Annotated in this window: 20 protein-coding genes; 7 read left to right on the forward strand and 13 right to left on the reverse strand. The window is 64.2% G+C overall.

Features of this window, described 5'->3' with window-relative positions:
* Positions 1–34 precede the first annotated feature (34 nt).
* Genes dbpB (ACIQVL_RS05165) through ACIQVL_RS05180 form a run of 4 tightly spaced genes read right to left on the reverse strand, consistent with a single transcriptional unit; the run spans position 35 to position 4,340 of the window.
* A complete protein-coding gene (gene dbpB / locus ACIQVL_RS05165; RefSeq protein WP_390696976.1) occupies positions 35–1,129 on the reverse strand; it encodes a DGQHR domain-containing protein DpdB in 1,095 nt (364 codons plus the stop codon).
* A gap of 48 nt (positions 1,130–1,177) precedes the next feature.
* Positions 1,178–2,422 carry a tRNA-guanine transglycosylase DpdA gene (dpdA, locus tag ACIQVL_RS05170; protein ID WP_403474438.1) on the reverse strand — a complete coding sequence of 415 codons (1,245 nt, stop codon included), beginning with the start codon at positions 2,420–2,422 and terminating at the stop codon, positions 1,178–1,180.
* Positions 2,419–3,561, reverse strand: a complete 1,143-nt coding sequence (gene dbpB, locus ACIQVL_RS05175; protein WP_403474439.1) for a DGQHR domain-containing protein DpdB — start codon at positions 3,559–3,561, stop codon at positions 2,419–2,421. The genes dpdA and dbpB (ACIQVL_RS05175) overlap by 4 nt, the downstream gene beginning before the upstream one ends.
* Positions 3,558–4,340 carry a hypothetical protein gene (locus ACIQVL_RS05180; protein ID WP_403474440.1) on the reverse strand — a complete coding sequence of 261 codons (783 nt, stop codon included), beginning with the start codon at positions 4,338–4,340 and terminating at the stop codon, positions 3,558–3,560. The genes dbpB (ACIQVL_RS05175) and ACIQVL_RS05180 overlap by 4 nt, the downstream gene beginning before the upstream one ends.
* 218 nt (positions 4,341–4,558) lie before the next feature.
* Here ACIQVL_RS05180 and queC point away from each other — a divergent pair, with 218 nt between their 5' ends.
* The 4 genes from queC to ACIQVL_RS05200 are packed head-to-tail and all read left to right on the forward strand — an operon-like array spanning position 4,559 to position 7,033.
* Complete coding sequence (gene queC / locus ACIQVL_RS05185; protein WP_403474441.1) at positions 4,559–5,269, forward strand: 7-cyano-7-deazaguanine synthase QueC; 711 nt, start codon at positions 4,559–4,561, stop codon at positions 5,267–5,269.
* 2 nt (positions 5,270–5,271) lie between these two features.
* Entirely contained in the window at positions 5,272–5,907 is a 636-nt protein-coding gene (gene queE, locus ACIQVL_RS05190; protein ID WP_403474442.1) for a 7-carboxy-7-deazaguanine synthase, read from the forward strand.
* Entirely contained in the window at positions 5,907–6,263 is a 357-nt protein-coding gene (gene queD, locus ACIQVL_RS05195; protein ID WP_403474443.1) for a 6-carboxytetrahydropterin synthase QueD, read from the forward strand. The genes queE and queD overlap by 1 nt, the downstream gene beginning before the upstream one ends.
* 2 nt (positions 6,264–6,265) lie before the next feature.
* Positions 6,266–7,033, forward strand: a complete 768-nt coding sequence (locus tag ACIQVL_RS05200; protein WP_403474444.1) for a GTP cyclohydrolase I FolE2 — start codon at positions 6,266–6,268, stop codon at positions 7,031–7,033.
* Between the two features lie 575 nt (positions 7,034–7,608).
* Here the strand turns inward: ACIQVL_RS05200 and ACIQVL_RS05205 are convergent.
* A complete protein-coding gene (locus tag ACIQVL_RS05205; RefSeq protein ID WP_403474445.1) occupies positions 7,609–7,911 on the reverse strand; it encodes a helix-turn-helix domain-containing protein in 303 nt (100 codons plus the stop codon).
* 818 nt (positions 7,912–8,729) lie between these two features.
* Positions 8,730–9,932: a helix-turn-helix domain-containing protein gene (locus ACIQVL_RS05210; protein ID WP_403474446.1), complete on the reverse strand. Its 1,203-nt coding sequence runs from the start codon at positions 9,930–9,932 to the stop codon at positions 8,730–8,732.
* Between the two features lie 119 nt (positions 9,933–10,051).
* Here ACIQVL_RS05210 and ACIQVL_RS05215 point away from each other — a divergent pair, with 119 nt between their 5' ends.
* Positions 10,052–10,528 carry an NUDIX domain-containing protein gene (locus ACIQVL_RS05215; RefSeq protein ID WP_403474447.1) on the forward strand — a complete coding sequence of 159 codons (477 nt, stop codon included), beginning with the start codon at positions 10,052–10,054 and terminating at the stop codon, positions 10,526–10,528.
* A gap of 23 nt (positions 10,529–10,551) precedes the next feature.
* On the opposite strand, the gene ACIQVL_RS05220 is transcribed toward ACIQVL_RS05215, so the two are convergent.
* Positions 10,552–11,448: a hypothetical protein gene (locus ACIQVL_RS05220; RefSeq protein WP_403474448.1), complete on the reverse strand. Its 897-nt coding sequence runs from the start codon at positions 11,446–11,448 to the stop codon at positions 10,552–10,554.
* A 766-nt stretch (positions 11,449–12,214) separates the two neighbouring features.
* Here ACIQVL_RS05220 and aspS point away from each other — a divergent pair.
* Positions 12,215–13,537 carry an aspartate--tRNA(Asn) ligase gene (aspS, locus tag ACIQVL_RS05225; protein WP_403474449.1) on the forward strand — a complete coding sequence of 441 codons (1,323 nt, stop codon included), beginning with the start codon at positions 12,215–12,217 and terminating at the stop codon, positions 13,535–13,537.
* 50 nt (positions 13,538–13,587) lie between these two features.
* Here the strand turns inward: aspS and ACIQVL_RS05230 are convergent, their stop codons facing one another.
* From ACIQVL_RS05230 to ACIQVL_RS05245, 4 genes are read right to left on the reverse strand one after another with little or no spacing between them, the layout of a single operon-like run.
* The gene (locus ACIQVL_RS05230) at positions 13,588–14,373 is read right to left on the reverse strand and encodes a hypothetical protein (protein WP_403474450.1); all 786 of its coding nucleotides are present in this window, start codon (positions 14,371–14,373) and stop codon (positions 13,588–13,590) included.
* A gap of 7 nt (positions 14,374–14,380) precedes the next feature.
* The gene (locus ACIQVL_RS05235) at positions 14,381–15,289 is read right to left on the reverse strand and encodes a radical SAM protein (RefSeq protein WP_403474451.1); all 909 of its coding nucleotides are present in this window, start codon (positions 15,287–15,289) and stop codon (positions 14,381–14,383) included.
* Entirely contained in the window at positions 15,286–16,587 is a 1,302-nt protein-coding gene (locus ACIQVL_RS05240) for a radical SAM protein (RefSeq protein ID WP_403474452.1), read from the reverse strand. Before ACIQVL_RS05240 ends, ACIQVL_RS05235 begins: the two co-directional genes overlap by 4 nt.
* Before the next feature lie 5 nt (positions 16,588–16,592).
* Positions 16,593–16,949: a hypothetical protein gene (locus ACIQVL_RS05245; RefSeq protein ID WP_234543809.1), complete on the reverse strand. Its 357-nt coding sequence runs from the start codon at positions 16,947–16,949 to the stop codon at positions 16,593–16,595.
* 292 nt (positions 16,950–17,241) lie between these two features.
* Here ACIQVL_RS05245 and ACIQVL_RS05250 point away from each other — a divergent pair, with 292 nt between their 5' ends.
* Positions 17,242–17,916, forward strand: a complete 675-nt coding sequence (locus ACIQVL_RS05250; RefSeq protein ID WP_403474453.1) for a hypothetical protein — start codon at positions 17,242–17,244, stop codon at positions 17,914–17,916.
* A gap of 172 nt (positions 17,917–18,088) precedes the next feature.
* Here ACIQVL_RS05250 and ACIQVL_RS05255 read toward each other — a convergent pair whose 3' ends face one another.
* Together ACIQVL_RS05255 and ACIQVL_RS05260 are read right to left on the reverse strand one after the other, a co-directional pair.
* Positions 18,089–18,862, reverse strand: coding sequence for a phosphotransferase family protein (locus ACIQVL_RS05255; RefSeq protein WP_403474454.1), 774 nt, complete (start codon positions 18,860–18,862; stop codon positions 18,089–18,091).
* 98 nt (positions 18,863–18,960) lie between these two features.
* Positions 18,961–20,391 (reverse strand): helix-turn-helix domain-containing protein, encoded by a 1,431-nt coding sequence (locus ACIQVL_RS05260; protein WP_403474455.1) that lies wholly within the window; start codon positions 20,389–20,391, stop codon positions 18,961–18,963.
* Between the last annotated feature and the right edge of the window lie 15 nt (positions 20,392–20,406).

Below are 20,406 nucleotides of genomic sequence, written 5' to 3' on the forward strand. Positions count from 1 at the left end.
ACTGGGCGGCCACCCTTAAAGGAACGTGTCAGCTCTACTTCGAGACGAGGGCCTGCAGGTGGCTGGTGAGCAGCCGCACGTCATTGGCTGTGTTCTGAAGGCTGTTCCAACGCCGCTCCTGACCGTCCGAGAACCGCCACGTGCCAGAGGTCCAGGCGACGTGGTCCTCCAGCCCGCGCAAGGTGATACGGATCTTGTCCCAGTTGACCTTGTCGTAGGGGACATCCGTGGTGAGTTGGTCCATGACGAAGCCCATGGCCTGGATACCCACGCCATGCGTGAGCCTCGACTCCTTGGGAGGCCTGCCCCACGCGTCTTCGAAGAGGAGCGACACCGGCTTCCAGAAGGCAAGCAGGTGGGCCAGCATCGCCTCTTCGTCCCCAGTGCCGTCGTCGGCGTTCCGGTATTGGTACAGGGCGCCCTCGTAGATGCTGTGCTCCAGCATCCTCAGCACGCTGTTGTCCTTGATGTTGCCGCCCGGCGACGTGGGGCTGGCGATCCTTCCGCCGAAGGGGCCGTCGCTCATATTCAGAAGGACCATGATCTTCGCGGCAAGTTGACGGCGCGCGTACGAGCGCGGCAGCTGGCCGGTCGTCTCCGGCAGAAGTTCGTACACGAGCCCCTTGGGAAGCGGCTTGGTCGAGTTGACCAAGATGAACTGCGACCGCTGCTCTTCCGGGGTGGCGATGAAGCCTACGGCTGCCACGGGGAATTCTCCGAGGTCAGCGTCCCTGATGGCTGCACTGCGCTGCTGTCCGTCCACGAGCCAGGCTGGCTTCTCTTCGTCGGCAAGCGACTCATCCACCGGGATGATCAGTTCGCCGGGGATGGAGTACGTCACGTCTCCGCCGCGGGCCGCCGGCTTAAACGTCACGCGCTCGTCGAACGCGAGAACGACTGCGTTGGGGAGCATCGCCCCCTCTGACTCAAGGTAGCGGCGGATCGAACTGATGTGGCTGAGGACCTCGGGCCGCTGGTACCCCTGCAACCGCTTCTGATCATCGCGGCGGACGCGCGAGACAGAGGCAAAGTCGTGCAGTTTCTTGCCGTCGACAGCGAAGCAGTAGATCTCTTTGCTGCCTTGAAGCACCTTGAGCGCGGGAACCTTCAACACGTAGCGGTCGGCCACATCATCTCCTGTTTGAGTTGCTTTACGTACTATGCGCGGTCTGGGCGATTATGTGAGCGGCAGCTTGCGCATCTTGGCTTCGAGTACCGTCATGTTATGGAACCCGCGGCGCTTGTTTCTCTCTGTTCCACGGAAGATGACTATCTCGATCTTGTGCTTCCTGCAAAGAGCGCAGGGGCAGTCCTTCCACGGCCGGGCGACGAGGGTCTTCCTATACTTCTCGACTTTCTCAAGCTTCTTAGGATCACCTAGAAGTGCTTGATAGGCGCGCAGGGCATCCATGACGGGCTCTACATCAGCACTCTCATCTTCGTCATACTCGCGAAGCAACCTGAGACATTCCCGTTCGGCCTTGATTGCCGCTGACTGGGACACAGTCCCCGCCAAAATCATTTTCTTGAGGGTGAGGTTACCGTCAACCTGGGGAACTCTGATCGCCATGAATGAATCATCGGCAGTATGATAGTTATTCCGCTCATCCATGAAGGCCTGTCGGAATGCCGATGTGCTGTCGAAGCTACTGACGTGATATTTGACGAAGCGTTCCATGCTATCGATGCGTGTAATTCCCAGCAGATGGAAATTAACACCATCCTTGCGCTCTTCAGAGATCCTCTGGAGGCAGGCAATGATCTCCGGGGTCTTGAGCGGGACCATGCCACCGAGAGCGATCCTCTTATATCCCATCTCCTGGAGCCTAGCGACGCTATCCGCGTAACTGTCGGGGCTCCACCCCTGGGCCGCACCAACCGGCTCCAGCCTTCTTCCGCCCACAGGAATGAGTTTATTGCGCCGCTTGACGGCATCGATGAATTTCTCTGCCAACTCAAGCGAAATCTCGCGGCGCTTCACCCATGCCGGATCCGCCTCTTTCTCCGAGTCATTAGGCTGGTACCCAAAAATCACATGGTCGATACTGATGCCAGCGTCAAATCCGCACTCGAAGTAGAATTCGAGAACACTATCGATAGTGTACGGCGGGCGCTCCTCATCGATGTAGTTAAATGCACCACAATCGCCGAGACTCGTCATCGTTTCAGGTAGGCCGAAAAACCTCGAAACACCGTCACGATAAAGTCGATTTCGTTGGGGGGTACTATATTTCCCGGCACCCTTGACTGACCCGTCTACGATCGCCTTACTAACCAGTATCCCGTCGTACGGTGCCGGAGTCACCGCCTGATGGGCATACAAGTCATCCCTCTGCCGGACCCGGTGATCTGGATACTCATCCCTTTTAAAGTCGTACTGTGGACTGATCTGGTCCTGACTGTCCGGAAAGTAGAACTTCACGACGCGCTCATCCTCGACTGAAGGTAAATTCGAATCAAAAGGTTTGACAGGGTACTGATATGGCGAGGCGTGTTCTGCAACTCATTCCAGGGAATGTTGAGCTCTGGCCAGCGGCCCTTTGTCCAATGGCAGTGGGGCTTGACTAGCTCCAACTCGGTCATAGCCTTGTCGTAGGCATCCTTAGACTCGATATCTGCACTCACCAGTACACGGTCCATTATCCGGTCCATGAGGCGCCCCATTGATCGGATTCCCACACCGTGCATGAGGCGACTTTTGGCTGGCGAGAGCCCCCAGGCTTCCGGGAAGGTGTCTCTAACGGCTGTCCAGTAGACGACGAGAATGTCTCTCATCGCTGATGTATCGGTTGTTCCGTTGGAAAGGTTTTTGTATGGAAAGAGAACCCCGGAGGGGGAGAGTGATTCTTCGATGGCAGAGATGAGGCTGTTGTCCTTAACTACTGCCTCAGATTTCCTATCGCCCACGCTTGAAGCCTGCTTGATCATTCCCCTGAACGGCGAATCATTGTCCAGGTTCAGGGCATTAACAAGCGCGGATGGGAGTTTCCGAGCAGACAGCCGGGTTGGTAGCTTTGTGTTGACTTCGGGGAGAAGTTCGGAAACGAGGTTGGTAGGAAGAGGTGACACGGTGTTGACCCGGAGGAACTGGTCGCGCTGGATCTCCAGATCTTCAGCAACAAACCCAGCAACGGTGATGGGGAGCTTCGACCGCTTGGTGCGGGCAAGAGCAAGGCTTCGCTGCTGTCCGTCTACGATCAGGGCCGGCCGAGGAGCGTCGTCGGATTCCGGCAGCGGGATCTCGATGGTCCCGATTGTCGCCAAGCCATCGGTGTTATTGGGCCCTCGGCTGCCCTTCCAACGGACCGAGGCGGGGAGGGCGAGGATGAGACCGTTCGGGAACAGGACGTCTTCGCTGTCCAGGTAGTCAAGGATCTGCTTGACGTGCTGCTTCTTCTCGGGCCGCTGGTAGCCGAGAAGTTTCCCAGCCTCGTCACGGGAGATCCTTGCTACGTCAGCCACACGATCCACCTCTCCGGCCTCCAGGGCGAAGAGGTATAGCGGGATGCTCGGGTTCTGTTCGATGCGTAGAGCTCTGCGTCGAATTGGATTCTCTGTCACGACACCCTCATGGCCTTGATGTACAGGTTGGCGAAGCGACTCTGTTCACAAGCCTGGCCTCCGTCTCTCAGTCGACGCAGCAGCCGTGTCCGCGAGATGCCCGGCTGGGATGCAGTCTGCTGCCGGATGAAGGCGATTACCTCGTCATCCGTCATCGGCTGGCGGTTGTGAATTTCGGGTCTGGATTCGCTCGCCGCCCACTTCTTCCAGGAGTCGGTGGTGGCCGTTGACGTGAGCTGGTTGTCCTGGCAGTGCTGGAGCCACGAGGTGGCCATGCGAACGTTCAAGCTCGTCAGCGTTCCGCCCAGAACCCGTCTCAGTCCGGCGTCCGCTGGGACTCTGTGGATGCCGGCGACCTCGTCGACGCCACCGAAGAGGAGAACGTCGGGCGCGACTTCGGCCAGGGCGCGCAGTTCCACTTCCATGGCCTTCGCGTAGGCCTCGGAGAGAACCATCAGGACAGGGCTTGCCTTACCGAGTTCCTGCAGCGTTGCTCGACCGGTGTCTTCCTGGAGCTGGCCCCACCACTGGGCACTGTCTTCTGTTGTGGCGGCTACCGAGTCCGCGTGTCGGGTGCTGAAGGTCGCGGCGTACGAGGGAGCCGACGCTGATACTGGCTGAAGGCCGAGGCCGGCGGAAGCCACCCAAAGTTCCGCTTTGAACCCGGCTTTGGTGGCTTCGTCACGGAGCCGCTGTGCCTGCGTCCAGTGGTCGCCGCGGTAGAGCCCAGTGAGCGCGTGTGTTGGCGGGGCGTTGTTGACGCGCTCGTTCCAGAGCATCGCGCGCTCCTTCACGGTCCCTGCAGGGAGGGATCTCGCGTGCAGTGCGGCCTCTGGCACGGCAGCCTTGCGGTCTGTGCAGGTGACGACCACCGTTAGTTGCTTCACGCAGCCCCTACTCCCCGGCGAGTATAACTAGCAGTTTGCTGTCGTTACTCTACCTGCCGGTTTCCGCTAGGGTTTCACCCGTACACATAGATCTAAGTAGGGAGCAAGGCATGGCGGAGCGTCCCGCGATCGTTCTACTGAGTGGCGGACTGGACTCGACGACCGTCCTGGCGATCGCCAAGGACCAGGGCTACACGCCGTACGCACTGAGCTTCCGGTACGGCCAGCGACACAGCGTGGAACTTGAGGCTGCGAAGCGCGTGGCTGCGGCGCAAGGGGTCGCACGCCACGTCGTCGCTGACATCGACCTGCGAGTTTTTGGAGGCTCGGCGCTCACGTCGGACATCGACGTTCCGAAGCACGAGTCCCTGGATGACGCCAGCAGCAAGGACTCCGACAGCAGCGTGCCCATCACGTACGTTCCTGCACGCAACACGATCTTCCTGTCCTTCGCGCTGGCCTACGCGGAGACGGTTGGGGCGAGCGACATCTTCACGGGCGTGACAGCCGTCGATTACAGCGGCTACCCGGACTGCCGTCCCGAGTACATGGAGGCCTACGAACGGATGGCCAACCTGGCCACCCGCGCTGGAGTTGAGGGCACGCAGCGGCTCAAGCTGCACTCGCCGCTGATCTCCATGTCGAAGGCGGACATCGTCCGCGAAGGCCTGCGGCTCGGCGTGGACTACTCCCTAACGTCCTCGTGCTACGACCCGGACGAGCAGGGGCGGGCCTGCGGACACTGCGAAACCTGTCTGCTCCGCCTCAAGGGCTTCGCCGAGGCTGGCGTCACCGACCCCGTTCAGTACCAGGGCGCGTGAGAATGACCTACCTGGTCAAAGAGATCTTCTACACCCTGCAAGGTGAAGGGAGCCACGCAGGCCGCCCAGCCGTCTTCTGTCGCTTCTCGCGATGCAATCTGTGGACGGGCCTGGAGAAGGATCGGCACCGTGCGATCTGCCAGTTCTGCGACACAGATTTCGTCGGAACTGACGGAGAAGGTGGCGGCAAGTTTAGGACCCCGGACGACCTCGCTCAGGCAGTCGAAAATGCCTGGCCGTCGTCCTCCAGAGAGCACCGGTTCGTGGTGTGCACAGGCGGGGAGCCGCTCCTGCAACTCGACGAAGCAGCGATCGGCGCCCTGCATGCCCGCGGTTTCGAGGTAGCAGTCGAGACCAACGGCACACGTGTGCCCCCTAAGGGCATCGACTGGCTCTGCGTCAGCCCCAAGATCGGCTCTGAGCTGGTCGTAACCAGCGGTGACGAGTTGAAGTTGGTCTACCCCCAGTTGGGAGGTGACCCCCGTCAGTTCGAGCAGTTGGACTTCCGGTACTTCCGGCTCCAGCCCATGGACAACCCTGACGTTGAAGCCAACACCAGGGCGACGGTCGAGTACTGCATGAAGAACCCGCGCTGGATCCTCTCTCTCCAGACGCACAAGTATCTGGGAATTCAGTAATGGAAATCTTCCGCGAGTTCACGTTCGAAGCCGCGCACCGCCTGCCCAAGGTTCCCGAGGGGCACAAGTGCGCTCGCCTGCACGGCCACTCTTACAAGGTCATCGTCCACGTAGAGGCGCCCGTCGACCCTGAGGCGGGTTGGGTCATGGACTTCGGGGACCTCAAGAAGGCCTTCAAGCCCATCGAAGCGCAGCTCGATCACTACTACCTCAACGACATTGAGGGCCTGGACAACCCGACCAGCGAGGTCCTTGCCCGTTGGATCTGGGATCGGCTGAAGCCTGCTCTGCCCGACCTCTCTGCACTCACTGTCCGCGAGACGTGCACCTCCGGCTGCACCTATCGGGGCGAGTGAGCATGCACGACATCCAGAACGAGACCGATGCCCGCAGCATCGAGATTGACGACGTCGGCATCAGCGGCCTGCGCTACCCGCTCTACTTCGAGGATGGTCACCTCCGCCAGGAGGGCATCGCCGAGATCGAAGTGACCGTGCGGCTCCAACATGACCGCCGCGGCACCCATATGAGCCGCATGGTGGCACTTGCCCACGAGCACCTTCGCCGGTTCGATCCACGCAAGTTGCCGCAGGTCCTGAAAGTCGGTGCGGATCTGCTTGACGCGCCGGCGGTAGCAGTATCGGTCGCCCTCCCCTTGAGTACGACCGTCATCGCGCCCGCGAGTGGTGCCGAGTCGTGCCAAGTTCACGATGTTCGGTTCGACGGTCGCTGGGACGATGGGGGCACGACGGTGGTCACGTCGGTGACCACTGAGGTGACCAGTCTGTGCCCGTGTTCGAAGGCGATCTCCGACTACGGTGCCCACAACCAGCGCAGCCGGGTCACGCTGGCCGTAACGGGACGCGGGGACGCTCCCTACCCCTTCGGGGTGCAACAGGCTGTGCGGCTGTTGGAGCAGTGCGCGTCCGCTCCAGTGGTGCCCTTGGTCAAGCGTCCCGATGAACGCGTTCTGACAATGCAGGCTTACGACCACCCGGTGTTCGTCGAGGACATGGCGCGCGACGTCAGCCGGGCTTGCCGCGACCGAGGACTGGCCCACTCGGTCCGCGTACGCAATCTTGAGAGCATCCACAGTCACGATGCTGTCGCGCATATCTCCGGGTGACGGCCGCTGAGATCCGTTCTGGCGCACTAATCGATGTGCTGCTAGCGCACATACCGCTCCTTCTGGGAAGCGGCAATCGAGTGTCCGCTGCGGTGTGACCGTCACCAGTGTGGTGCAGAGTTGGCCATTGTTTCCTGAATCCCTATGTCCACGGCCATAGGGATTCAGGAAATTAGGTACCGAGATTGAAAGCTCCCAGCCTAACCTCTCTGCCGTCGCGGTGAAGTCACTCAGGCGAGCAGCGAGTACTGGGACCTTGCCGCATTTCAATGACTCGTCCAGCCCGGTATTGCGGTGGTGATATCGCATACCGGCTGATCAGTACGTGACCACGGCCCTGTCGCCTCATCGAGGAGGACGGGACCAAGCGTCGTGGAAGCACAACGTGTCGAAGCGGGCCGACGTCTCGTACGCCGGCTTGGACGTTTCTGGCGGAGCGATGCGCCCAGGCGAAGGTCCGTGCCCGGCGGGCGGGCGGCTGACGAAGATCTTTCGACGAGGTCCGTATAGCCGGGTGAACAGGGCGCCCTCTTCAGGCGTTCCTGAAGACCTTCAGTTCTCGAGAATCTCCCGGCCTAGCTGGCGTGGTAGGCCTCTCCGGCCGACTCGGTCGTTGGCAGGAGCGTGGGGCCAGCGAGGTCGGCCGGGATGTTGAGTCCTGCCAGCAGTTCGACGATCTTGTCGATGTTGGTCAGCCGTCTTCCGCCGGACTCCAGCATGGACAGGAATGCCTGGCTCAGTCCCGTGAGGTCGGCCATGTCACTCTGGCGCAGTCCGGTCGTGATGCGAACGAGGTGACACACCTGGCCGAAGTCCCGCGCGAAGAGCGCCGTCCGAATGTCGGCACGATTCCATACCTCGGCTGGCACAGTTGGCACGACCCGGGGCTTGCTTGGTGCGTTGCGGGCACAACTGCCACAGTATGAACTCTCGTTGTAGCGGCTGAGAAGGCACTGGCAGCGGCGGCAGCGCCGAACGGAGCGTCCACTCGGATCCGTGTCCGTGTCGTGGGCGCGTAAGCCGAACCCCTTCCAGACGCCGGTTTCGCGTTCTTCGCTTCTACCACTGGCGGAAGCGGGTCGAACCGGTATCTCCTCGGCTAGGACGAACAGTTGGTGAGCCGGTCGGTCAGCGGTCATCGCAGGGCCCCCTCCGGAAGTCAGGGGCCAACTCCGCCCAAACGACCAAGCGGTTTCCTGCTCGTTGGGCCGCGCCACAACGGTGGGTCAATGCCTGCAGGAGTTGCGACCCGAACTCGTCCTGCAGAGCGGGCCTTTCAGAAGCCGGTTGGTAGTGGCCCTCAGCGTCGTCGTGGACTTCCAGTCGGAGGCCATCACTGGTGCGTATGTACCGGGACTCGATCTCTCTGCCCGGTGGTACTCGAACGTGGCGTACGACGTCGCTGAAGATCTCCGAAAGCACGAGTACGGCCGTGTCCTCCATGCGGGACAGATCCCACCCACGTAGTGCACGGCGTAGTTCGTTGCGGGCGAGTCCGACGCACCGTGGGTGGCCACTCCAGCGCAGCACCACCGTGTCGTCGATGCCGTCGGATCCATTTTTGTCGTCCAGTCGGCGGACAGACACCCTGTTGCCTCCCGTTCAAGCGACGCTCGGTGGTCAAGACCGTAAGCGCGCACGCGGGAGTGGACCCGGAGGAAAATTCCGGGTCCATCGGTGTGTCTGACCTGGGCCGCTACTTGATGGCCCCAAGGTTCAAGGCGAGATCCTGAACGTCCCGGCGACGTGAGAGCTTGTGCAACCGGCGCGCCAACTCGCGGGCGAACTCGTGGGCCCGCAGTTGCTCGGGCGCGATGCGGAAGGCGCGCTTCAGTTCCTCAGCGGCATCGTCGATACGTCCGGCTTCGGCATACGCGCGGGCTACGTCGAGCCGGGCACGGGCTCGCCGTTCCACAGGAAGTCCGGTGGTTCGGATGTGTGGGGCCATGTCCACGGCCAGCTGGACGTCCTCGAACTCAAGGGCGAGCGCCAACCGATGGATCTCGACGTTGGTGGGGCCGAACGAGGTCCACAGCTCGTTACGGTCACTCCCGAGCCGCTCCGCTGCCTCGTGCGCCTTGCCCATCATGTGATCGGCCAGCGCCCGGTTCCTCATCCTCGCCGCGGCTACCGCTCCGTTGAGGAAGAGGGTCCCGTACAGGGAGAGGGCGGACGGGGCCGATGACCACCACCCGCGTTCGAGGCCGTCGGCTGCGTCCAGCGTGACGTTGACCGCCTCCGCTGGCAATCCGGCGCCGAGCTGCACGTGCGCGATGCCCCTTCGGAGAGCGAGCACGACGGACGGGTCTCCCGACTCCACCGCGGCCATGTCGCCTTGGTCCACTGCGGTCCACGCGAGATTGGTCTCCCCCAACTTCCGCAGGAGTACCGCCGCCACATGACACGTCAACGCGAACAGCCGTAGCGACTCGGATCTCTCACGACCGGACGATCGCTCCCGCGTCGCCAGACGGGCGTCAGCGAGGACCCCGGGCACCCGCTCCGCCAACTTCGCGAACCGCCCACTCTGGTAGAGCTGCCAGGCTTCGTCGACCTCCAAGCGCAGACGTTCCAGACGGACCGATTCACGGTCGTCGTAGAGGGAGCCCGCCAGGTGGCGCGACTGCATCAGCGCCGCCCGGATCGCCGGCACGCTGCCTGTGTCGCGTCCACGGTCTTCCAGCAACCTCGGCGTGCCCTGAAGGTCCTCCAGGTGCACACGCAGAGCCTGGGCCAGGTCCGCCAGCATCTTCACGTTGTTGACCGGGATACGCCCGGACTCAATCCGGTACATCCAGTCTTCGGAACGTCCCAGGAGCTGACCGAGCTGCCGCTGGCTCAGCCCGCGGCGCTGCCGGTAGAACCGCACGCGCTTACCGAAGGGCAGATGATCGGTCATACCTCGCATGGGCTCGCTCCCGTCCCGCCACTGCCGGGAGTATCCACACGCGGTGACCGCCCGCGCCAGGCGAGTAGCCGCGCGAGGACGCAGCGGACCCGGATCGTAGGCTGAGGTCCATGGCCCTCAATGAGCAGGAACAGCGCATGGCGCGGCCCCGTATGGCGGCCGGTGCACTGTTCTTCAACGCCGACGGACAAGTCCTCCTCGTCCAGCCTTCCTACAAGCCCATGTGGGAGATCCCCGGCGGTTACGTCGAGCATGCGGAGTCGCCCTTGGCGGCCTGCCGACGGGAAGTGGAGGAGGAGCTCGGAATCACTCCGCCGATCGGCATTCTCCTCGCTGTGGACTGGGCTCCGAGTGATGCCGAGGGTGACAAGGTTCTGTACGTCTTCGACGGTGGGGAACTCACCCCAGAGGACTTCGCTTCCATCAAGCTCGCTCCCGACGAGCTTCTCGCCGCCGAGTTCTTTCCTTCCGGGCAACTCGACGAGCTCCTGATCCCGAGGCTGTCACGCAGGGTGAAGGCGGCGATTGCATCGCGAGCCAACGGTGGCCCCGTGTACCTGGAACACGGGGAGCAGCCGAGGACTTAGTTCTCCTGCGGCGGGCGATCGGCTCAGCTCATGGTCTCGGCTTGCCCCGTACGGCTGACTGGCGGAGCGAGATCCAGGATCTCCGAACGCAGCTGACCGCAGGCGGCGACCGCCTCGCGCCCGGCGGAAAGGTGGTGCGAGACGACCCAGCCCTCCAGATCGCGGGACAGCGCGGCGATGAATTTCGCTTCCCTGACGCTCGGGCGTAGGGGGCTGCCGTGCACGGGGTTGATACTGGAGAGCCGCAGCAGAGCGAAGCGGCCGGCGTACGGAGCGAGCAGCTGTGTGAGCGCGACCTCGTCCGCCGGCCGCGTGTTGTGCTCGCAGAGGACGTAGTTCACCACCACGGGGCGTTGCTCGGCAACGGCGGCCCACAGCGGTAGGACGGTCGCGGGATCGTCCGCGCGGGGGATGATCGCGCGGCGCTGAGTCCCGGTGGCGCCGTGCAGGGAGAACATGAAGCGATCCGGTAACCAGGCGTCGGCCCGCAGGAGCCTTCGAACCCATGCCTGTGGGGCGATGCTGGTCACCTTCACCTGCTTCGCCAAGCCACGGTCCGCAATGGTTCTCGCCGCTGAGGTGACGTGGGTCCAGTTCGCGGCGGCATCCCCGACTCCGGCGAAGTCGACCCAGACGAGGGGGCCTTGCGGGGTACGAACGGGATCCGCCACCGCTTGCACCGCCGCGGTGATCTCCTCCGGCCGTAGATTCCGCACGAAGGGTGTACGCGCGAAAGTGGTAGCGCAATGAGTACAGCCGTACCTGCATCCCGCCTGGGCGGACATGCACACCGAGTAGGCTTCCCGGTCGCCTTCCCAGAGCCGCACTGCCTCGAAAGTGGACCTGTCGGACGTTCCGAAGACGTACTTGGTGCTCCTGCCGGGCGGCACGTTGAGGGTCGAGAGGATCTCAACGGGCACTCCGGCACGTGAGGTTCCATCCATCGTCAGGATGCCCTTCCGTAAGAAGCACGGCGGAGTTCGGTGATAAGGACGCCAGAATTGCTCGGCGTATCGCTTGATCGCGTTAACCGGCCAAAGGTGTGGGTATCTCCGTCTGAATTTCTTCGAAGCGTAGGATTTTATCGGTGATGGACTCAAATCACACGGGTGATATATCCATCCGATCACGATCAGCCCAGGTGCCCATCCCTCTCCGTCGCCCGTCTTGAGACGATATGAGGCGTTGGCCCGACCTGGGGTCGCACGATGGATGTTCCCTCCACAACCCAGAGTGACGCTTGGCGCGACCACAACGAGACTGGCCTTGGCGACCGCCGTCGGCATGGTGCACGCACCCGCGCATGAACCTGGTCGGCTGGGAATGGGGGTGTCGAGAGGCGATCCGTCGCTGACGCACCGACTCTGGCGTGATCTTGCCTCCCTATCCCTGGGGTTCCCGCTATGCTCATTGGCAACGCGTTGATGGAGACGAGTAGCTTCGGGATCACGTGAGCCGAGAGAATTGCCGGTAGCTGGGAAGGCAATCTCGCGCCCCGATGCGAAGACACTCCTGAGCGCGGGGAGGAACGGTCTTACGACCCAATGCCCCGCCGGCTGGCCCCCGTCACGGGCATGAATGAGGCCGCCGCTCTCCCCGAGTGGCGGTAAAGGCGCGGTGGCACCGCGAGTACCCTTCTCGTCCGCGCCCCCAAGGGATCATGACGACGCCCCTGGGAGGGCTGCGATGATCCACACGACTAGCCGCGTACTGGTCTCTGACCTGCGAGAACACGTCGGGCAGACCGTATCCGTGTCGGGCTGGGTGAACACGCTCCGCCTGCAGAGCAAGATGCAGTTCGCTGTCGTCCGTGACCACACCGGCATGGTGCAGGTCACTCACAAACGCTCGGGTGAAAGCGACGAGGTCGAGGCAGCACTGGAGGGACTGACCACGGAGTCCGCCGTCCGGATCACCGGCCGCGTAGTCGAGAACCCGATCGTGAAGCTCGGCGGCCTTGAGGTCGTTCCCGAGTCGGTCGAGATCCTGAACCGGGCTGAGACGCCGCTGCCCATCGACGAGCACACAGGGCTGGAGCACCGCCTCGACTGGCGGTTCCTGGACGTACGGCGCCGGCCTCAGGCGCAGCTGTTGTTCGCCGTGCAGACCACGTTCGAGCGGGGAATGCGCGAGTACGCCTACACGCAGGGGTGCACCGAGATGCACACGCCGAAGCTGATGGGCACGGCGTCCGAGTCCGGAGCCGAGGTCTTCGAACTCGGCTACTTCGACCGCTCCGCGTATCTGGCACAGTCGCCACAGTTCTTCAAGCAGATGGCCATCGCGGCCGGCATCGACAGGGTCTTCGAGATCGGGCCCGTGTTCCGTGCCGAGCCGTCGTTCACGTCCCGGCATGCGACCGAGTTCACAGGAGTGGACGTCGAGCTTGCCTGGATCAACGGCGTCGAGGACGTGATGACGTTCGAGGAGCAGATGCTCACGCACGGCATCGCCAAGGTCGCCGACTTGCACGGCGACGCGATCAGGGAGACCTTCGGCGTCGAGGTCGTGGTGCCGCAGACGCCGTTCCCGCGCGTCACCATGGCCGAAGCGCAGAAGATCCTGCGGGCGAAGGGCTGGGACCCGGAGGGAGTGAAGGAGGACTTGGACCCGGAAGGCGAGCGAGGTATCGCCTCCTACGTCAAGGAGCAGACCAGGCACGAGTGGGTGTTCATCACCCACTATCCGACGAGCATCCGGCCCTTTTACCACATGAGGCCGGCGGACAACCCGGGCCTGACACTCAGCTTCGACCTGCTGTGGAAGGGGCTGGAGGTCACGACCGGCGCCCAGCGTGAGCACCGCTACGACGTGCTGCTCAAGCAGGCTGCGGAGAAGGGCATGAGCACAGGGCCCATGCAGGACTACCTGAACTGCTTCCGCTACGGTTGCCCGCCCCACGGCGGTCTGGGTATGGGGCTCGGCCGCGTGCTGATGGTGCTGCTCGGCCTCGACTCGCTTCGGGAAGCCACGTTCCTCTTCCGGGGGCCGAACCGGCTGACTCCGTAGAGACAGGGAACCGGGTCAGCCCCTCTAAGAGGCTGACCCGGTTCCTGCTGTCAGTAGCGGACGTTGCGCAGGTCCAGTTTCCACGCCTCTTCGGGATGCCTGTCCCAGTATGCGCGGAGCGCCAGCTCCCGCTCCGAGAAGCGGCCCTGATGGCACAGGCCTCCGTGCGCCAGAGTGACACTCATGGCCACCGGGGATTCGGTGGTGACCCAGTGCGGGGTGAGCACGTGGCTCCACAGCCGGTCGCCTGGGTCCATCCGCACGGACTGGCGATCAGCAGGATCGTGTTCGGGGGGTTCCTCTCCGGTCGTCTCACTCACGACGGCGGCTTCGGCGCTGAGGTGCTTGTCGGGGTCTTGGTAGCTGTGGAACGTCTTGGTGCCCTCGATCTGCCACACGAGTCCGTGCGAGTTGTCGTTGTGATAGGTCGAGGACACCCCGGCCGTGGAGAAGAAAAGGATCGGTGCGCATCGCTGCCATGTGAACCCCCAACTGGACATCTGGGTCCGCCACGGGACCATGACGTGCTGTTGGAACCCGCTCAGGAGGCCGTCGTAGAAGCGGCTGAGGTCGAAGTGAACGAGGCGGAAGCTCCACGAGAGCACTTCTTCGATCGGGGCTGTGCGGAAGGCCGCCGTACGGTCCATACGCACGGACCAGTCCTCGTCACCGAGGATCGTGAACCGTACCTCTTCGTCCCGCCGGATGACGTCGAGGACGTCACGCGCGGGAGGGAAGGCATATCCGGTGCCAGCCAGAGTGCCGCCGACGCGGAGGTTGGGGGGAGTGCGCCATCGCTCGGTGAACTCTCCGACTGTGGTGACGAGCGTCGTCATGGGCCTCTCACCAGGTCTCGTCGGCACGGCAGACGGCCGCGCACTCAGGCGTGGTCCGATCCTGGGGATCGGAGTTGAGGAACTGGGTGATCTCCGCTCGGGGCGCTTGGACGTTCACTCCTGTACTGCCGTACGGGCAGCGGCGGATGTCGCCGCCTGCGGACACGTACAGGGAGGCGGATGAACAGAGGGGGCGGCCCTCGGGATGGAGGTGCATGGTCCGGAGCCCCGTCAGGTACTCCAGGAACCTTGGCGTGAGGTGGAAGTAGCGACGCAGGTGGGTGGTGTCGGCTCTCTGCTGGTCGATGTAGCTGTGGACGGTGTGACCGGCGCGCCGTCGACCCGCGTCATCGAGGGCGACGGGGCTGAGCTGGATCTCGACCCCTGCCGCGGCGGCGCGTTTGTAGATGTCCTGACTCTCCTGGTCGCTGAGCTTCCAGTACGTGAGGTGGAGGACCTGCTGTTGTGCGGGGACCTGCTTCAGGGTCGCTATGGCTGAGCTGACGGACCGGGTCGTGCGGCCGAGTTCCATGGCGCCGGCCGAGTCCGCGGAGACGGTGACGTTCGCGAGCAGGTGGGCCAGGCCGACCAGACGGGCCACGTCCTCGGGATCGCGGGCGGAAGTGACCACGGACACCGGCAGGCCGAACTGGTGGGCAAGTCGAACCAGTTGGCGTAGCTCGGGGTGGTGCGCGGGTTCGCCCCCGGTGAGGCAGATTCCCTCGACGCCGATCTCCCTCAACCGGGACAGGGCCCGGGTGTAGGTGGACACGCCCAGGAACCCATGAGCGCGGTCGGCGCGGAAGCAGAACCCGCAGGCGATCCTGCAGTGGCCGGCGGTGCTGACCAGTGCGGTTCGATACCGCCTGAGAGGTGGCGCGCTCGGCGCTTCGGAGTGCGCAACAACCGCGCTCACTGGAGCCCCGTGCTGTCCCATACGGCGATCTCCACCGTGCCCTGGTAGAAGGCGCACATCTGTGGGTCCGGCCGGTCCCCCGCGATCAGGAGCTGTTCGTTGCGGGAGGGACCGCCGCAGATCGCGAGGGCCGGGCACTCGCCGCACTCGGGGACCGGGGCGATCTCTTTGGCAATGCCGCCCAACAGTGCCGGGTCGGCCCGCAACTCCTCAAGGGTGTACAGGAAGGCCGGCTCGGTGAAGTTGATGTCGCACAGGCTGACGCGGCTTCCGGGGAGCAGGGCGGCGTTGAGCGTGCGGTCGTTCTGCATGTGGTCGAAAAGCATGGGGCGGCGCCTGTCGAGTGCCTGGAACGCCCGGTCGAGGACGGAGAACATCATCCCGCCTCGGCCGAGGGCGACGAGGCGCGCCTGGTACAGCTCCTCGGCGAGTTCCGCGCCGTCGACAGTCCAGCGGCCGCCGGCGGGGATGGGCGTGTTGGCGTAGATGAACTTCAGGCCGAGCTCGTCGATGATCCATTTGACGGTCTCGGCCAGGCGCCCGATGTTCGCGGGCGTGGGGGTGAGGTTGCAGCCCACGTGGATGCCGTCCGCACCGAGGAGCTGGCCTACGTTGCGCCGGATGCGGTCGTCGGCCGACTGGCCGCCCAGCAGTCTCCGGTGCTCGGAGTTGACCGAGGGAGGGCCGTCGACGGATATCCCGACGCCGTAGCGGTAGCGGGAGAAGTGATCGATCATGGCGTCGGTGATTCGGGCGCCGTTGGTGACGACGGTGCGGCGGACGCGCTGTACGCCGTACTGCTCGGCCAGGGCATCCGCGAGTTCGTCCCCGCGTTGCATCAGGTCGAACCGAGTCGTCGGTTCGCCCCCGAACCACTGGACGGCCACCTCGTCTTGGCCGGCGTTGGTCTCGAAGAGATAGGTCAAGCCGTCAGCGAGTTCCTGCTCTGTCATGTCCGGCTTGCCGGTGTTCGTGTCGACGAAGCAGTAGCTGCACTTCATGTTGCAGGCGTCAGTGAGGACGACCCGGAGACCGCTGATCCGTACGGGTAAGGGCTCCAGACCCAGTCTCCGGAGTCGGTTGCGGAGTGCTTCGCGCTGGTCGCGGTCGGGACCGTCCGGCGAGAAGCCGAGCTCGGCGAGAGCTGTGTGCGTCGCGGTCGGGGGAACCGCGGAGAGATCGGTGACCTCCCCGCGGTCGAGGTACACGCTGTCCAGCGTGACCGGGTCGAGGAGGGCGACCTCGCCGTCCCGGTCGTACCGGATGTACTTCCCCCACAGAAGCTGCGAGGAGGCCACTGTTGTTACGCGGCTTCCTCTTCCAGGATGCCGCGCTCGGCCATCAGCTTGCGGACGAGTTCCTCCCCCGTGGCCTGCAGCTGTGCCGAGGCCTCCGGGGAGCCGCCGTCCGCCAGGACGATCACGCCCGGAAGGGTGGGGTTCGCGGCGATGATCGTGATGCCGGCGGGCTCGGTGCTGACCACCATGATCGCGTTCTCGACGGGCACCCAATCGGTGTTGTCCTTCAACGCCTCCAGGATCTCGGCCTGCTTGGCCTGGAAGGCATCGCGCTCGCCCATCCAGACCCCCGCCTTGCTCTTGGAGTCGACGACGTCGGCGTAGATCAGGTGATCGCCCTTGGTGCGCCGGGGAGTCGGCATGACCCTCTCCTTTCCCGTGCTCGGCTTGTGTCGGCTTCGGTGGTGCCATGCACAACGAGAGGTGTGCGGGGAGCAGCCTTCCGCGTCGCTGGGCGGACGGCACATTTCGTGGGTGATATAACCCGAGAGATATACGGTCCGTGCTGGCGGAGGGTAAAAGGGGCAACCCGAGCCTGGGGGGGGCGCTCAGACGTCGCCAGCGGGTCCGCGCCGCTGGTGGTGGGGCCCGCATCTGAGCTGACAGAAAGCGCAAGGCAGAGCTGGTCACGTCGGCCCAGACGGATAGATAAGCATGCGAAGCCTCTGGTGGAGAGGGTTTCTGTTGGATGTGACGACACTTGCGGTCGCGCTCATCAGCGTCGCAGGAACGTTGGGCGGGACTCTGGGTGGAGCGGTGCTCAGCCAGCGTGCAAGCCGCGCCGAAGCAGCGGAGCAGAACCGGCGTGCGGATCGTGAGCGGGAACACGAGCGTGATGAGCGAACGCTGCAGGCGAAGCGTGATCTCTATGCCCGTCTCAACACCACGGCCCGCGCTTACCGGGTCGCCGCCCGAGACGCCGTCCTGGCGTCCGAACGTGGCGAAAGTGTCGATCCGGCAGTTCTCGACGCAGCCAAGGAGGCCTGGGCCGACCAGTACTCCCAGGCCCAGATGGCGCTGGCGAAGAGTGTCCTGGAGGTCGCCTCGACGCTCAACAGGTCGCTCGGTGTCGGGTACACAGTTGTGAAACAGCTACCGGGCAGCCGAGACCTCGACGAGGTGTACCAGCGGGCCAAGGAATGGTTCAGCGGTCCGTTGTCCGATGGTGTCTACCTGTTGCGGGTCACGCTGCGGCATGACCTCGGTATCGAGGTTGATTCCCACTTCGACCAGACCCGCACGCAGATCCTCACTGCGCTCGACAGCGCGCGGGACAACCTTGACCGTCTACTTGCTGCGGAACGAGCACAGTCCGCCAGGTCCAGCTGACGGGCAGGAAGGCAGACGGTGGTAAATGCGCCGGGGTGATCCGTCACGGAATTGCAGTCACTCTCGGCAACCAATTGCGTGCAGGTCGATAGGGGCCAAGGCGTGCATCAGTGCATGCCCAACGAACCTGTAGGGGACGTGCCGCCCTCGACCGATTCCCGAAAGCCCCGGGTCAGGCTGTACTCCAGGAGGCCGTTTCTCTCCCGTCCATGAGCGTTGCGACTCGGTGTGAAAGCTGCTCTCCGGCCGCCTCGTCCCCTCGATCCGCGCGTCGTATGAAGGCGCCGAGTGTGTGCAGGTCCCGAATCGCTCGCAGGACGGGCAGTCCATCCCACTGCCGAATGTCGTATCCGTACCGACGGCTGAATTCGTCGAGGTCTGCGGCAGTGCGTCCGAAACGGACCCCTTGGAAGGTGTTGGCCAGATCGATCTCGCGAGGGCCGAACGCTGCCTCGTCCCAGTCGCCGAGCCGCACGCCGTCACCACTCCAGAGCGTGTTTCCGGGATAGGCGTCGGCGTGGATGTGACCTTGGCCCAGAGGGAAGTCGAGCCTGTCGTAGATGTCCAGAAGCTCCTCCCGCCGCGCAGCCAACCACTCACGCTGGGCCGAGGTCAGGTAGCAACTCGACTCCACGGAGCTCTTGAACGAGGTGAGGGGCTGAAACCGGGGAAGCGGGATCGGCGGCGCTGGCAAGGAGTGGAGTTCACGTAGCAGGGCGCCCAAGGGGCCGGCCGGTGGCCCGCTGCCTTCTGGCTGCGGGTAGTGGTGCCAGAACGTCACCGCGTGCGGGTCGTAGACGAGCGGCTGGGGAAGATCCGCGGGCTCCGTCGCCGGGAAGCCGTTCGCGACGAGCCAGCGGGTCAGCGACACCGCCGTATCGAGACGTGGCCGCTGGGAGACGGGACTGACGCGTACGACGATGCCTTCGTCGGTGAGGAGGAACACGGCCGTGGCGTGGTCGTGGAGTCGGGTTAGTGAGTGGTCTGCCAGGCCTGACGCTCGGCAGGCCATGCGGGCGGCGGACTCGGGAGAGACCGTCGTCGTCATGGGGCAAGGGCCTTCGTTCGGGTGTCTATCGCCTGATAGCCGCGGGCCGCGTCGGCGAGTTCACGCGCGACGGGGTTCCGGGCGAACCGTGGTTGCTCCAACAGCCTAGCCACTGATTGCACGGCGTCGCCGAGCTGCCGAATGCGTCGGTCCGCCGGCAGATCCAGGACGGGCCGAAGTTGCTCTCCGGCTCCCTCGATCTCCCCTGCAGTGATGCGCGCTGTCGCGATGTCGAGGCGCGCCAGGGCCTCATCGCCGTACGACCGCTGCTCGGGAGGGCCGGCCTCGTAGAGTTCGATGGCCGTGGTCGCGTGCTGCTCGGCAAGTCGGTGCTCCCCAAGGAGCGCGAATGTTCCACCGATGTAGTAGTGCTGCTTCGCCTCTGGGAACGTGAGCAGGCCTCCGAACCGGGTCAGCGTGTCTGGAGCCCCATGCCGGTCCCGGGCCCGTTTGAGTTCCTCGACGGCGGCCGTGGCAGTCCGGCGGTCGCCGATACGTGCCGCAGCCCGGGCTTCGATCGCCGCTATCCGGATACGGGTTTCTCCACCAGGGGACAGCAGGGCCGCCTGCCGTGTGTAGTCGAGAGCGGTCTGCCTTCGCGACGACCACTCGGCGATCAGGGCGGCCGTGCCTTTTACCCAGGCTCGCAGGTCGTTGTGATCGGACTGTTCGGCGAACGTCCAGGCCGTTTGCAACTGTGCGACGGCGGCGTCCTCGGCGCCCAGGTTTTGCGACGCGTGAGCGAGCAGCAGGGAGCTGGTGCCGGCGAGCAGGAGGAGGCTTCTGGTCTGGCCGAGAGGCTGGCGGCCGTTCAACAGGCCGAAGAGATGATCGCGTGTGGACACGAGGTCCGCGAAGATCCGGTGCAGCGGTGCGTGGACGTAGTCGCCGGCGATCCCGGCGAGGGTGGCCTCGATCCCTTCGAGTTCTACTTCACTCACGTTGCTCTTCGTGATGTCGCCTGCGAAGTGCAGGGACTGCGCGGCGGCCTGGGCCGCCAACTGGTTCAGGTCGGTGGTCTCGGTCACGCCGGGGGACACGTCGACGGGCGCCCATCCGGTCTGTGCGGGGACGGAGACGTCGTACGTCCCCTGTTCGCGAAAAGGCGGGGCCAGTAGGGCGTCCGGCGTTCCGATGCCTTCGAGGAACCGTGCGACCTTGTCGAGGTTCGTGAGACGACGGCTCCCGGCTTCGAGCATAGACAGGAAGCCCTGACTCAGGCCGGCCATGGACGCCATGTCTTCTTGCCGAAGACCGGCCCGCTCCCGGATGAGTCGGCTTGCACGGCCGAAGTCCCAGGCCACGATGGCGCTTTGGATGGCGCGGTCGGTCCACACCGCGTCAGGGATGCTGGGGGCCGGTTGCGGTTCCCACTCCTTGGTACGGGCGCATGCCGCGCACCGTTCGTCGAGGTTGTACTGGCTCAACCGGCATCCGCAGCC

The sequence above is a fragment of the Streptomyces sp. NPDC090499 genome (assembly GCF_044769305.1).
Lineage (GTDB): Bacteria > Actinomycetota > Actinomycetes > Streptomycetales > Streptomycetaceae > Streptomyces.

What these genes read in the sequence shown, in the direction of transcription:
- ACIQVL_RS05180 (WP_403474440.1), bottom strand. Translation starts at nt 4,340, where the DNA reads ATGCTCTGGAACGAGCGCGTCAACAACGCCCCGCCAACACACGCGCTC.
- queC (WP_403474441.1), top strand. Translation starts at nt 4,559, where the DNA reads ATGGCGGAGCGTCCCGCGATCGTTCTACTGAGTGGCGGACTGGACTCG.
- queE (WP_403474442.1), top strand. Translation starts at nt 5,272, where the DNA reads ATGACCTACCTGGTCAAAGAGATCTTCTACACCCTGCAAGGTGAAGGG.
- queD (WP_403474443.1), top strand. Translation starts at nt 5,907, where the DNA reads ATGGAAATCTTCCGCGAGTTCACGTTCGAAGCCGCGCACCGCCTGCCC.
- ACIQVL_RS05200 (WP_403474444.1), top strand. Translation starts at nt 6,266, where the DNA reads ATGCACGACATCCAGAACGAGACCGATGCCCGCAGCATCGAGATTGAC.
- ACIQVL_RS05210 (WP_403474446.1), bottom strand. Translation starts at nt 9,932, where the DNA reads ATGACCGATCATCTGCCCTTCGGTAAGCGCGTGCGGTTCTACCGGCAG.
- ACIQVL_RS05215 (WP_403474447.1), top strand. Translation starts at nt 10,052, where the DNA reads ATGGCCCTCAATGAGCAGGAACAGCGCATGGCGCGGCCCCGTATGGCG.
- aspS (WP_403474449.1), top strand. Translation starts at nt 12,215, where the DNA reads ATGATCCACACGACTAGCCGCGTACTGGTCTCTGACCTGCGAGAACAC.
- ACIQVL_RS05230 (WP_403474450.1), bottom strand. Translation starts at nt 14,373, where the DNA reads ATGACGACGCTCGTCACCACAGTCGGAGAGTTCACCGAGCGATGGCGC.
- ACIQVL_RS05245 (WP_234543809.1), bottom strand. Translation starts at nt 16,949, where the DNA reads ATGCCGACTCCCCGGCGCACCAAGGGCGATCACCTGATCTACGCCGAC.
- ACIQVL_RS05250 (WP_403474453.1), top strand. Translation starts at nt 17,242, where the DNA reads ATGCGAAGCCTCTGGTGGAGAGGGTTTCTGTTGGATGTGACGACACTT.